Here is a 13,188-nt window from a genome sequence, read left to right as displayed (position 1 = left end):
CCTATTCAGTACGGGCATCTTGACAGGCGTCCTGAAGGGCTCGGCGGCGCTAGCGTCGCCCGTCGGCCCACCGCAGGAGTGGCGCCGGGAGCGTGCGGCAGAGGGGGACTGCGGTGATCCTGTCGGACCGGAGCATCCGTGAAGCCTTGGAGACCGGCCGTATCGTCATTGAACCGCTGGGCGATGCAGCAGTGCAGCCCTCATCGGTGGACCTGCGGCTGGATGCCAGCTTCCGGGTCTTCCGCAACCACACTCGCCGGGTCATCGACGTCATCGAGGACCAGACGGACCTGACCGAGGAGGTCGAAGTCGCTGCGGGTGACGCGTTCATCCTCCATCCCGGCGAGTTCGCGCTGGGCTCCACCCTCGAGCGGGTGGCGGTGCCAGACGACCTCGTCGGGCGCATCGAAGGCAAGTCGTCACTCGGGCGTCTCGGCCTGCTCATTCACACCACAGCGGGATTCGTCGATCCTGGCTGGGACGGCTACCTGACCCTCGAATTGTCCAACGTGGCCAACCTGCCGATCACGCTGTACCCCAGCATGAAGATCTGCCAGATCAGCTTCATGGAGATGACCACACCGGCCGAGCACCCATACGGCGCCGAGCTGCTGGGGTCCAAGTACCGGGGCCAACGCGGCCCGACCCCCAGCCGTTACCACGAGAACTTCCGCTCCCGCCGCCTGTTGTAAGCGTTGGCGGACACCGCGGGGCTCAGCCCTCGCCGGCTTCGAGGGCGTCGATGAGGTGGATGGAGATGTCGGCGACCTTGACCTGGTCGTCCTCGACCCCGTGACCCTTCACTCCGTCGTCGATCATGATGAAGCAGAACGGGCACGCCGTCGCGATGCGATCGGCGCCGGTGTCGAGCAGTTCGCGCGAGCGCTCGTCGTTCACCTTGGTGCCGATGGTCTCTTCCATCCACATGCGAGCGCCGCCCGCACCGCAGCACATGCCCATGGTGCCGTTGCGGGGTGCTTCCACGATTTCGACGCCGCCCAGGCTGCCGATGACATTGCGGGGTGCCAGGTAGATGTCGTTGTGGCGGCCCAGGTAGCACGAGTCGTGGTAGACGATCCGCTCGTCCAGCCGCGCGCCTGAGAGGTCCAAGCGGCCGTCGGCGACGAGCTGCTCCAGGAATTGCGCGTGGTGGATGACCTCCCAGCTGCCGCCGTATTGCGGGTACTCGTTTCGCAGGGTGTTGAAGCAGTGCGGGCACTGCGTGAGGATCTTGCGGACGCCCATGCCGTTGAGCGCAGCGATGTTCTCCGATGCGAGCATCTGGAAGAGATACTCGTTGCCGGACCGCCGGGCGCTGTCGCCAGTGCAGTTCTCGCCCGGCCCCAGGATGGCGAAGTCGACCCCGGCGCGATTCAGCAGCTTCGCCGTGGCCACCGAAACGCGACGGTTCTTGTCGTCGAATGATCCTGCGCAGCCGACCCAGTACAGGTACTCGTGGTCGAACGCGTCGTCGGGATTGACCACCTCGACGTCGAGCCCATCGGCCCAGTCAGCCCGCTCGCCATTGTTCAGGTTCCACGGATTGGCGTTGTTCTCCATGCCGCGGAACGCGCTGCCCAGCTCGGCGGGGAAGTCGCTTTCCATCAGCGTGAGGTAGCGCCGCATGTCGAGGATCTTGTCCAGGATCTCGATATTCACCGGGCAGGCCTCGTCGCACGCCCGACAGGTCGTGCACGCCCAGAGCTCGTCATGGGTGATCCGCTCGAACATCGAATCGGCTGACACCGTGATCTCGGCATCGGTGCCGATGGGCGGTGTCACCGTGCCGTGAGAGCCAGTTGCCGCCATGATCTCGCCGGTCTTGAGCACGATCTCGCGGGGATCGAGCGGCTTGCCCGTGGCGTGAGCCGGGCAGACGGCGGTGCATCGGCCGCACATGGTGCACGCGTCGGTGTCGAGCAGCTGCTTCCACGTGAACTCGTTGATCACCGACACACCGATGGTCTCGATGTCTTCGGCCTCCATGAGGTCGGGGACCATGCGCATGGCGCCCTTGGGCCGCTCGCGGTCGCGCAGGTACATGTTGAGCGGCGACGTGAACATGTGCCGCAGCATGGTGATGGGCAGAATCGCCAGGAACGCCATGAAGCAGCCCACGTGGGCGATCCACAGAGCTTGGTGCCACCCGGCGATGGGGCCGATGCTCTCAAATGCCGCCGACAGCGGGTAGCCGATGAACGACCACTGCTCGTAGGCGGGCCGGCCGTCGATGACGATCCGCATGGCCTCGGCCACGAACCCGGTTGCGCCCAGCGCAGCGAGCACGATCAGGATGACCATGTGCTCGGGCCGGGACTTGATCCGGATGCGATACGGCCGAGCCGCGTACCGGCGAACGATCGCCCACACTGCGCCGACCAAGAAGATCAGCCCGGCCAGATCGCCGACGAAGCTGAATCCTTGGTATGTGGGGCCGATGAGGAACTTGGCTGCCGTTGGCAGCTGGTGATTGATCTCGAGCGTGGTGGTGACGGCCAGCAGCACGAGGAAGCCGTAGTAGAGCAGCGCGTGCATAACGCCTGCCGCCGGGTCGCGCAGCAGCGTCTGCATGAGCACGCCGCCGCGGTAGTCATGCAGTCGACGGCGGGCGTTGGCCACCGTGGTGGGGCGACGGTCGGGTGCGCCGCGCTGCCAGTTCCGCGTGCGTTGCGCGAAGTTCCACGCCCCGTAGATGATCAGCACACACGTCAAGACGTAGAACGCGAACTTGACCCCGCCCGGCACGTTGCCGAACACCTCGCGATGCGCGGCGTCGGTGTCTTCGTGGAATCCAAGGGTTGCCGCCGCAATGCCCGAGGCAGCGGTGATCGCAGCGAATGCGATGCCGATGCCCAGCACGAGCTGGTGCGGCCGGAGGGGTGGCTTGCTCACGCTGGCGAAGCTAGTTGACGCCCCCGCGGGTACCGGGAGCCATAGACGCCTGCGGCGTCGAAGGACTCACGAGGCCGCAAGAACGTTGTGAATACTGGGGCGGCTCAGCCGTAGAGCTTGCGGTTTGCCTTGCGCAGGCGGGCAGCGAGCTCCGACAGCAGCTTGTGCGCAACCGACGGGGCGCTGTCGATGATGCCCTTCAGCGCTCGGCGCGACAGCATGATCGTCTCCATGTCGGTGGCAGCCACCACCGATGCAGTGCGCGGCCCGTCGTCGAACAGCGCCATCTCTCCGATGGTCTCGCCTTCGCCAATCTCGGCAACCTTCCGACCGTTGCGGCGAACCACAGCGGTGCCGTGCACGATTACGTAGGCATAGCTGGCAGCGGCACCTCCGCTGCCCTCCTCGACAATGTTGTCGCCGGCGGTGTAGTCGACCTGCTCGGCGGCACGTGCGATGTGCTGGAGTTCCTTCTTGCTGCAGTCGGAGAACAGATCGATCTCACGCAGACTCTCCACACGATTCGCCACAGACATATCCCGCTCCTTGCCAGAGTGGCCGATTGCGCCGGGACCCTTAGGCCCTGCAAGCGCCGGACCGTAGCACTCGCCCGGCCCCCACGACGCGCCAGAGGTTAGCGCTTGCGTCCCAAGTTCAAAGGAAAGCCTCGCCACGATTCTGGTTGGTATCGGGTCTGACGTTGGGGATTGCTTGCGCATGCGCGCTGTTGAACAGGTTGCGTGCAATCGGGCACGCGGCGTGCGACCCTTGGGGTAGACGGCCCAACCGAAGGGCGCAGTCGGGAGGGCCAATGGTTGAGGCGTCGGTCGCAATGGTGACGGCAGTCATCAAGCCGCACCGTCTGGAGATGGTGCTCGAGGCACTCCGGGATCTCGACATCACAGGACTTACGGCATCAGAAGTACGGGGTTTCGGCCGTCAGGGTGGGCACACCGAGACCTATCGGGGCACCGAGTACCACGTCGACTTCATTCCGAAAGTTCGGATCGAGGTGCTTGTTGCCACCGAGCTGGCGGACCGGGTCGTGGATGCCATCGTGGAATCCACCCGTACCGAGCGCATCGGCGACGGCAAAGTGTGGGTCACGTCGGTGAACGGCGTCGTGCGCATTCGCACCGGTGAAAGGGGCATCGACGCCCTCTAGCCGTGATGACTGGGAACGTTGCCGCTTAGCGCAGGTAGCGGTCTTCGACCGAGCGCACTGTCTTGACCTTGAGGTCGGCGCCGAGTTCGTACACCAGAGGAACCCCGGTTGGGATGTTGAGTTCGGCGATCTCGGCGTCGCCGATCCCGTCGAGGTGCTTGACCAGAGCCCGCAGGCTGTTGCCATGGGCGGCCACGAGCACGGTATGTCCCGACTGCAGGTCGGGGGCGATGCCGTCGTACCAGTAGGGCAGCAACCGCTTCACGACGTCGGCGAGGCACTCGGTGCGCGGCACGTCGCCCGCAGCCAAGCCTGCGTAGCGCGGGTCGCCGGCGACATCGAATTCATGGCCGGCGGGCATCGGCGGGGGAGGCACGTCGTAACTGCGGCGCCAGAGATGGACTTGGTCGGCGCCATGCCGAGCCGCCATCTCTGACTTGTTCAGCCCCGTGAGCGTTCCGTAGTGACGCTCATTCAGGCGCCAATGACGACGTACCGGCAGCCAGCCTCGGCCCATCACGTCGAGCGTCGTATTGGCGGTCTGGATGGCGCGCCGCAAGAGCGACGTGTGGACGACGTCGGGCTCGATGCCAGCTGACGCGAGCGCGGCACCGGCGGCGCAAGCCTCGGCCTGGCCTTCGTCGGTCAAACCGACATCCCACCAGCCGGTAAAGCGATTCGCGAGGTTCCAAGCGCTCTGGCCGTGGCGCACGAGTACGAGCGTGTGCGTGAGGGCGCCCGGTCCGCGTGAGGCGTGCTGATCGACGGGTTCGCCGGGTGCCGATGCCATGGGCGTGCACGGTAGCCCGCAGCCGTGTCCAGGGAAATGCCCCGACGCGACGCTCCTCGGCAGCCTTCGGGAGCCCCGAGTCCAAAGCGTCACTTAAGGAAGTTGCTAATGGTACACTCAAGTTATATGCTTGCCGTAGTCAACTTATCGATATTCCGGCCCGAACCGGCGCTGGGATGACTCATTAGGAAAGGCACAACGATGCCCAAGGCTGTCGGAATCGACCTGGGAACCACGAACTCGGTGGTGGCTGCGATGGAGGGCGGCGAGCCTGCCGTCATCGCCAACGCCGAGGGTGATCGCACGACGCCATCCGTTGTGGCCTTTGCCCGCAACGGCGAGGTGTTGACCGGCGAGGTTGCCAAGCGGCAGGCGGTCACGAACCCCGACCGGACCGTGGCGTCGGTCAAGCGGCACATGGGCACCACGTGGGGCAAGAACATCGATGACAAGAACTACACACCGCAGGAGATCTCGGCCCGCGTACTGCAGAAGCTGAAGCGCGACGCCGAGCAGTACCTCGGCGACACCGTGACCGAGGCGGTGATCACGGTGCCGGCGTACTTCGACGACGCGCAGCGGACCGCCACTACCGAGGCCGGCAAGATCGCCGGGCTCGACGTACTGCGCATCATCAACGAGCCCACGGCTGCCGCGCTGGCGTACGGCCTCGACAAGGAGACCGACGACCAGACGATCCTGGTGTTCGACCTCGGCGGCGGCACCTTCGACGTGTCAGTGCTGGAGATCGGCGACGGCGTCTTCGAGGTGAAGTCCACCGCAGGCGACACCCACCTCGGCGGCGACGACTGGGATGCTGCGGTGGTGGCGTGGCTGGTGGTGTCGTTCAAGGGCGATCACGGGGTCGACCTGAGTACCGATGCCATGGCATGCCAGCGGCTGCGGGAGGCAGCCGAGCAGGCCAAGAAGGACCTGTCGTCCAAGCAGACCACCCAGATCAACCTGCCGTTCATCACCGCAACCGACAGCGGTCCGCTCCACCTCGATTACGAGCTGACCCGAGCCAAGTTCGAAGAGCTGACCTTCGACCTGCTGAAGCGCTGCCGGTCGCCGTTCGAGCAGGCCATCACCGACGCAGGCCTCGCAAAGACCGACATCGACCACGTGATCCTGGTGGGCGGCTCCACGCGCATGCCTGCCGTGCAGAAGCTGGTGACTGAGCTCACTGGCCGCGAGCCCCACAAGGGAGTGAACCCCGACGAGGTGGTCTCGGTTGGCGCAGCGATCCAGGCCGGGGTGCTGAAGGGCGAGGTCACTGATGTTCTGCTGCTCGACGTCACGCCGCTGAGCCTCGGCATCGAGACCAAGGGCGGTGTGATGACGCGGCTCATCGAACGCAACACCACGATCCCCACGCGCCGGTCGGAGATGTTCACCACCGCCGAAGACGGCCAGCCGTCGGTGGAGATCCACGTGTTGCAGGGCGAGCGGGAGATGGCCGCGGGCAACAAGACGCTGGGCAAGTTCCAGCTTGTGGGCCTGCCGCCGGCACCGCGGGGCGTGCCGCAGATCGAGGTGGCATTCGACATTGATGCGAACGGCATTGTCCACGTCTCTGCGAAGGACAGCGCAACCAGCAAGGAGCAGTCGATCACCATCACTGGGCAGTCGGCCATGTCGCCCGACGAGATTGAGCGGATGGTGTCCGACGCCGAAGCGCATGCCGCCGAGGACGCTCGCCGACGTGAAGAGGCCGAGGTGCGCAACAACGCGGACACGCTCGTGTACCAGACTCGCAAGCTGCTCGATGAGCAAGGTGACAGCATTGCTGCGCAGGACAAAGAACCAGTGGAGTCCGCTCTGGCGGCTGCCAACGAGGTGCTGGAGAGCGACGACCTCGACGCGATCCGGTCGGCAACCGAGGCGCTTGCTGCCGCCAGCGGCGCCTTCAGCCAGAAGCTGTACGAGGCAGCGGCCGCGACCGCCTCTGGGGGCGCTGACGGTGCCGGATCCGACGACGATGTCGTTGACGCGGAGATCGTTGACGAGGAGAAGTGAGCCCCTCAACGTCCCAGCCGGCTCCGGCCGCCGATGAGCCCGCGCCGCATCTTGACGGCAGCGAGCACGAGATGCCGAACGATGACGTTGCCGATGAACCCGCGCGCATCGATGCGGAGGCCCCCGATTTGGCCGCCCAGCTCGAGGCCGCGACGGCTGAGCGCAACGACTATCTGGATCAGCTGCAACGCCAGCGAGCGGAGTTCCAGAACTTCCGACGACGGGTCGAAGCAGAGCGACGCCAACAGGTGTCTGCTGGAGTCAGTCGTCTGGTCGAATCGCTGCTGCCAGTGCTCGACGGGTGCGCCGCGGCCACCGCGCAGGGCCACAGCGAAGTGGCAGCCGTGGGTCAGGCGCTCATGGTGGCTTTGGGCAAGGCAGGTCTCGAACGCATCGATGCAGTCGGGGAGCCGTTCGATCCCACCCAGCATGAGGCCGTGACCATCGAGGTGGCACCCGACCCAGATCCTGATCCCGACGAGGACGGCTCCGGCAATGGCGAGACATCCGGTGAGACAGCGGGGCCCGATGGTGCGGATCCGACCGCATCCGACGATCGCAACGACCACTACCAGGTAGTGACCGAGGAGTTGCGCAGCGGGTTCCGTTTCGACGGTCGCGTGCTGCGTGCCGCCATGGTCAAGGTGCGCACGGCGTAGGGGACGACGATGGACCCACGACGCGAGTGGTTCGAGACCGACTACTACGCGCTCTTGGGAGTCTCGCCTGATGCGTCGGATAAGGACATCACCAAGGCCTACCGGAAGCTCGCACGCAAGCACCACCCTGATTCGAGCGATGGCGACGAAGAGCGCTTCAAGCAGATCTCCGCGGCGTACGACGTCATCGGGGACTCCTCGAAGCGGGCCGCCTACGACGAGGCCCGTCGCATGGGTCCCGCAGGGTTCGGTCCCCAGATGGGCGGCTTCGCATCGGGGCCCGGCGGCTTCAGCATCCGAATCGAGGACTTGGGCGACCTGGGCGGCATCTTCGGCCACCTGTTCGGCGACGGCCGCGGGCGAACGGGCCGCGGCGGACCGGTGCCGATGCGGGGACAGGATCTTGAGACGCGCGTTGGCGTCTCGTTCCGCGACGCAGTCGAAGGCGCGATCACCGAGGTCGCCGTGCCGGACCCGTCGTCGGGCGGCATGCGCAAGGTGAAGGTACGCATCCCTGCCGGCGTCGACGATGGCGACAGGATCCGGCTGGCCGGCAATGGATCGCCGGGTTCAGGCGGCGGACCGAATGGCGATCTCTTCGTGATCGTCGACGTCGCGCCCGATGCCGATTTCGGCCGGGACGGTCGCAACTTGACCGTCAGCGTGCCGATAACCTTTCCAGAAGCAGTGTTCGGCGCGGACGTGCGAGTGCTGGATTTCAGCGGAGACTCGGTCACGTTGCGCATCCCGCCGGGGGCACCGTCGGGAAAGACCTTCCGGGTGCGCGGCCGCGGCGTCAAGACGCGCCGTGGCACCGGCGATCTGCTGGTGAGCGTCGAGATCGCGGTGCCGACGAAGCTGTCTGGCGCCGAGCAGGCTGCCGTCGAGGCGCTGCGCGACGTCACCGACTTCGAGGGAGCCTCGGGCCGGCGTCAGCGCAATGCAGATCCGGAACCGGCCACGCTCGCAGATGGCGAGCCGTCAGCCAACCGCTCCAACAGTCACGTCGCCAGCGGCGACAGCAACGCTGCTGGGACGACCGACACGAACTCCGATACCGCTGGAGTCACGCCGTAGGACTCAGGCCTCAAGGAAAGCTGCCATGAGCAACCAACCCCGCCCCAACCAACCAAGCCGCAAGCCATCGGCATCGGAACGCAACCGGGCGCTGTACGTCATCTCGGTAGCGGCCGAACTCGCCGGGGTGCATGCTCAGACGCTGCGGATCTACGAGCGAAAGGGTCTGCTGGCGCCGGCGCGCACCTCGGGCGGCAGCCGCCGCTACAGCGACCGCGATATCGCCATGCTCGACCGAATCAGCCAGCTCACCAGCGAGGGTCTCAACCTGGCTGGTGTCAAGCGAGTGCTGGAGCTGGAGGAGCGTGTGGCGTTGCTGGAACGCCGGCTGGCCGAAGCTCAAGCCGAGACAGCGGCCCTCGTGGCCGAGACACACCGCCATTACCGGCGTGACCTGGTGCCGCTGCCGCCGACCGATCTCATGCGGCGGCCCGGTCCGGGGCCGGCCGCATCCACCTGAGGCTGCACCGGAGCTGTCCCCGATGCATCACTTGTCGAGTCAACAAAGTTGAGTGGATATATATCAATTAATCTGCTAGCCTAGAAGTCATGAATCACGACGCAGATCCTCGTAACCGCCCTCTGCCGTCTAGCCCGCTGACGCACAAGTGCCAGGAGGCACTGGCTGGCGCAGTTGCTAGCGCACAGAGCCAGGGCCACCCGGAGGTCACGAGCGCACACCTGATGGCAGCTCTGGTCTCTCAACCCGAAGGCCTGGTGCTCCCGTTGCTCACCCGCGCCGGCATCGAGCCGGTCGCCGTGCGTGCCCGTGCGACCGAGGCGCTCGGGCGTCTGCCGCGCAGCTTCAGCACGCAGCCGCAGTCGCCGCCCGGACTTGCCCGCGAGCTGGCTGAGACGCTGCAGGCAGCCGACGCGGAACGCGCCCAGATGGGCGACGACTACCTGTCCACCGAGCACCTGTTGCTGGCGCTCGCTGACGATCTCGAAGCAGATCGTGACGTGCTGGCGAACCTGGTCGGCGAGTTGCGCGGCAGCACGCGGGTGACGTCGCCGACTCCCGAGAATTCCTATGCCGCGCTCGAGCGGTTCGGGCGCGACCTCACCGCAGATGCTCGCGATGACAAGCTCGATCCGGTCATCGGTCGCGACGACGAGATCCGCCGGGTCATCGGGGTGCTGTCGAGGCGTACCAAGAACAACCCAGTGCTCATCGGCGAGCCGGGCGTCGGCAAGACGGCCATCGTGGAGGGTTTGGCCCGTCGCATCGCCGAAGGCGACGTGCCCGAGGGTTTGCGAGACAAGCGGGTCGTGGCCCTCGATCTGGCCGCCATAGTGGCGGGGGCCAAGTACCGCGGCGAGTTCGAGGAACGGCTCGAAGCCGTGCTCAACGAGATCGTCGAATCCGACGGTGAGATCATCACGTTCCTCGACGAAGTGCACACGCTGGTGGGCGCCGGCGCCGGCGGCGACAGCTCGCTCGACGCCGCCAACATGGCAAAGCCCATGCTGGCGCGGGGCCAGCTGCGTCTTGTCGGCGCGACGACGCTGGACGAGTACCGCCAGCACATTGAGGATGACGGGGCACTTGAGCGGCGCTTCGCGCCCGTCTACGTGGGCGAGCCGTCGGTGACCGACGCAGTGGCGATCCTGCGTGGGCTGAAGGAGCGCTACGAGGTGTACCACGGTGTGCGCATCACCGATGCAGCGCTGGTAGCGGCGGTCGCCCTGTCGGATCGATACCTGCGGGAGCGCTTCCTTCCCGACAAGGCAATCGACCTCATGGACGAGGCCGCCAGCCGCTTGCGCATCGAGATCGACTCGGTGCCGCTCGAAATCGACGTGTGCGAGCGGCGCATCCGTCAGCTGGAAATCGAAGAGCTGGCGTTAAGCGGCGACGAGAAGTCGAACCAGCCCGGCGGCGCCCGGCGCCGCGACAACCAGCGCAGAAACGACATTGCGGAGGAGCTGGCATCTGAGCGCGAGCGGGTGGCTGCGCTCAAGGCGCACTGGCAGGCAGAAAAGGAAGCCATCGGCGAGATCCGCGCGCTGAAATCCGAGGCGGAGTCGCTCGCTGCCCAGGTGGATCGAGAAACCAACCTCGAACGGGCGGCGGAGATCCGTTTCGGTCAGCTGCCCGAAGTGAATCGCCGGCTCGACGAGGCCGCCGACGAGCTCGCACGGCTGCAGGCCGAAAAGCGAATCCTGCGCGAAGAAGTGGACGCGAGCGACATTGCCGAGGTCGTCTCGCGCTGGACCGGCGTCGCCACCAGCCGGCTGCTCGAAGGCGAGGCGCACGGGCTGACTCACCTCGAATCCACGCTCGCCCGCCGGGTCGTGGGCCAGCGCCATGCAGTCGCCGCAGTCTCGAACGCCATCCGCCGCAGCCGCGCCGGGCTGAGCGAACCGGATCGGCCCATCGGCAGTTTCCTGTTCCTGGGCCCGACCGGCGTCGGGAAGACCGAGCTGGCGCGAGCGCTGGCCGAGGCACTGTTCGACGACGAGCGTGCGATGGTCCGCATCGACATGTCCGAGTACCTCGAACGGCACTCTGTGAGCCGACTGATCGGCGCGCCGCCCGGCTACATCGGCCATGACGACGGCGGCCAGCTGACCGAGGCGGTACGGCGCCGCCCCTATTCGGTGGTCCTGCTCGATGAAATCGAGAAAGCGCATGCCGATGTGTTCGGCGTGCTGCTGCAGGTGCTCGACGACGGGCGGCTCACCGACGGTCAAGGCCGCACCGTGGACTTCTCCAACGTGGTGCTCATCATGACCTCGAACCTGGCAGTCGACCCCGCCGAGTTCTTCGCCCCGGAGTTCATCAATCGCGTCGACGAGATTCTGCGGTTCGATGCGCTCAGCCGCCGCGATGTGGCTGCCATTGCCGAACTGCAACTGGAGATCCTGCGCACTCGCCTCGCCGATCGCGAGATCACGTTGCAAGTGACGAAAGCCGCGGCCGAGCTGCTGTCGGGCCGTGGGTACGACCCCGCCTACGGCGCCCGACCGCTTCGACGGCTGATCCAGCGCGAGTTGACCGACCCGCTCGCGGCTGGCCTGCTCGACGGCACGTTGGCCGGCGGCGACAGGGTTGTCGTCGACAACGTCGAGGGCTCATTTGGCCTGAGGACGGTTGGGCAGGCGGCTGCCGCCGCTTCGGAGGCCCCCGAAGACGCACCGCCGCTGTTACAAGCCTCCTGAAGGACCCTATCGACAGCAAGAACCGGCTGACGACGGGTGCGCGCTCGTAGGCTGGCTCAGTGACTGGCTTGGTGGCGACTCGCCGACTTGCGCCCGCAACGGCGACCGGGCTTGCGGACACCCTGGCGAGGTAAGCAGTGCCTGGCTCGATCGTCGTAGGAACGCAGTGGGGCGATGAGGGCAAGGGCCGCATCGTTGACATCGTCGCCAAGGAATGCCAGCACGTCGTTCGCTACCAGGGCGGCCACAACGCCGGGCACACGATCGTCGTCGACGGCGAGACCTTCGCCCTGCAGCTCATTCCCAGCGGGGTGCTGTACGACCATGTGACGCCGATCATCGGCAACGGCGTGGTCGTCAACCCGTGGGTGCTGATCGACGAGATCGACATGCTGCAGCGCCGAGGCGTCGACTGCGGCCGGCTCATGCTGAGCCCCGCTGCGCACCTCGTGCTGCCGTACCACCAGATCGCCGACGAACTCGCCGAAGCCCAGCGCGGCGACGCCAAACTCGGCACCACCAAGCGCGGCATCGGGCCTGCGTACGCCGACAAGGCGGCACGGGTCGGATTGCGCGTCGAGGATCTGCTCGAGCCGAAGGCACTACGCGAGCGACTGCTCAGCGTGCTCGCCGATCGCAACTCCTACTTGCAGCGGGTGTTCGACCATCCCGGCGTCGATCCCGATGAGCTGGCCGATCAGCTCATCACCGAGGTGGCGCCCCGACTTACGCCGCTGGTGGGCGACACCGTGGGTTGGCTGCACGAGGCGCTGCATGCGGGTGAGCGCGTGCTGTTCGAGGGCGCCCAGGCCACGTTCTTGGACCTCGACCACGGCACCTACCCCTTCGTCACGTCCTCGAACCCGGTGGCGGGATTCGCGCTGGTCGGCTCGGGCATCGGTCCTGGCGCCATCGACCAGGTCATCGGCATCGCAAAGGCGTACACCACCCGGGTCGGCTCGGGACCGTTCGTGACCGAACTGCACGATGAGATGGGCGACGAATTGGTCGAGCGTGGTGCCGAGTTCGGCACCAACACCGGTCGGCGCCGCCGTTGCGGCTGGTTCGACGCCGTCATGGGTCGTCAAGCAGTGCGGCTCAACGCCTGCACCGAGATCGCGCTCACGAAGCTCGACGTGCTCGACGAGATCGACACGATCAAGGTGTGCGTGGCCTACGAAGTAGACGGTCGCCGCTACGACTACCTGCCGCACCTGCGGTCGCTGTGCGACCGTGCTGAACCGGTCTATGCAACGCTGCCTGGCTGGAAGACACCGCTCGACAAGGTGACTGAGCGGTGGCAGCTGCCCCGGCAGGCCGTGGACTACATCGTTTTCCTCGAACGCCACCTCGGCTTGCCGATCCGGTACGTCTGCGTCGGCCCGGGCCGCGAGCAGTACATCCGCTTCGCGGCCTGAGTCGGG

The 13,188-nt window shown here is 66.4% G+C and carries 11 protein-coding genes; 8 read left to right on the top strand and 3 right to left on the bottom strand.

Features of this window, described 5'->3' with window-relative positions:
* The first annotated feature begins 113 nt into the window (after positions 1-113).
* Positions 114-692, top strand: a complete 579-nt coding sequence (gene dcd, locus ACPXYO_RS01740; RefSeq protein ID WP_419551324.1) for a dCTP deaminase — start codon at positions 114-116, stop codon at positions 690-692.
* Positions 693-714: 22 nt separating this feature from the next.
* On the opposite strand, the gene ACPXYO_RS01735 is transcribed toward dcd, so the two are convergent.
* Positions 715-2,892 carry a heterodisulfide reductase-related iron-sulfur binding cluster gene (locus tag ACPXYO_RS01735; RefSeq protein WP_423916161.1) on the bottom strand — a complete coding sequence of 726 codons (2,178 nt, stop codon included), beginning with the start codon at positions 2,890-2,892 and terminating at the stop codon, positions 715-717.
* A gap of 104 nt (positions 2,893-2,996) precedes the next feature.
* Positions 2,997-3,428 carry a Crp/Fnr family transcriptional regulator gene (locus ACPXYO_RS01730; protein ID WP_420622193.1) on the bottom strand — a complete coding sequence of 144 codons (432 nt, stop codon included), beginning with the start codon at positions 3,426-3,428 and terminating at the stop codon, positions 2,997-2,999.
* A gap of 275 nt (positions 3,429-3,703) precedes the next feature.
* On the opposite strand from ACPXYO_RS01730, the gene ACPXYO_RS01725 reads away from it, so the two are divergent.
* A complete protein-coding gene (locus tag ACPXYO_RS01725; protein WP_423916159.1) occupies positions 3,704-4,057 on the top strand; it encodes a P-II family nitrogen regulator in 354 nt (117 codons plus the stop codon).
* A gap of 25 nt (positions 4,058-4,082) precedes the next feature.
* Here ACPXYO_RS01725 and gpmA read toward each other — a convergent pair whose 3' ends face one another.
* Positions 4,083-4,847, bottom strand: a complete 765-nt coding sequence (gene gpmA / locus ACPXYO_RS01720) for a 2,3-diphosphoglycerate-dependent phosphoglycerate mutase (RefSeq protein ID WP_423916157.1) — start codon at positions 4,845-4,847, stop codon at positions 4,083-4,085.
* A gap of 201 nt (positions 4,848-5,048) precedes the next feature.
* Between gpmA and dnaK the strand changes: the two genes are divergently transcribed.
* The 6 genes from dnaK to ACPXYO_RS01690 all read left to right on the top strand — a co-directional run bounded on the left by dnaK (position 5,049) and on the right by ACPXYO_RS01690 (position 13,182).
* Positions 5,049-6,866 carry a molecular chaperone DnaK gene (gene dnaK, locus ACPXYO_RS01715; RefSeq protein WP_423916155.1) on the top strand — a complete coding sequence of 606 codons (1,818 nt, stop codon included), beginning with the start codon at positions 5,049-5,051 and terminating at the stop codon, positions 6,864-6,866.
* Positions 6,863-7,525 carry a nucleotide exchange factor GrpE gene (locus ACPXYO_RS01710; protein WP_423916154.1) on the top strand — a complete coding sequence of 221 codons (663 nt, stop codon included), beginning with the start codon at positions 6,863-6,865 and terminating at the stop codon, positions 7,523-7,525. The genes dnaK and ACPXYO_RS01710 overlap by 4 nt, the downstream gene beginning before the upstream one ends.
* A 9-nt stretch (positions 7,526-7,534) precedes the next feature.
* Positions 7,535-8,602 (top strand): DnaJ C-terminal domain-containing protein, encoded by a 1,068-nt coding sequence (locus ACPXYO_RS01705; RefSeq protein WP_423916152.1) that lies wholly within the window; start codon positions 7,535-7,537, stop codon positions 8,600-8,602.
* A gap of 25 nt (positions 8,603-8,627) precedes the next feature.
* Positions 8,628-9,062: a heat shock protein transcriptional repressor HspR gene (locus ACPXYO_RS01700; protein WP_423916150.1), complete on the top strand. Its 435-nt coding sequence runs from the start codon at positions 8,628-8,630 to the stop codon at positions 9,060-9,062.
* A gap of 122 nt (positions 9,063-9,184) precedes the next feature.
* Positions 9,185-11,764 (top strand): ATP-dependent Clp protease ATP-binding subunit, encoded by a 2,580-nt coding sequence (locus ACPXYO_RS01695; RefSeq protein ID WP_423918620.1) that lies wholly within the window; start codon positions 9,185-9,187, stop codon positions 11,762-11,764.
* 137 nt (positions 11,765-11,901) lie between these two features.
* On the top strand, positions 11,902-13,182 hold the full coding sequence (locus tag ACPXYO_RS01690) for an adenylosuccinate synthase (protein WP_423916148.1): 1,281 nt from the start codon (positions 11,902-11,904) through the stop codon (positions 13,180-13,182).
* The last annotated feature ends 6 nt before the right edge of the window (positions 13,183-13,188 follow it).

It is taken from the genome of Candidatus Poriferisodalis sp. (assembly GCF_965237655.1).
Lineage (GTDB): Bacteria > Actinomycetota > Acidimicrobiia > Acidimicrobiales > Poriferisodalaceae > Poriferisodalis.
This window is presented reverse-complemented; position numbering and strand designations above follow the sequence as displayed.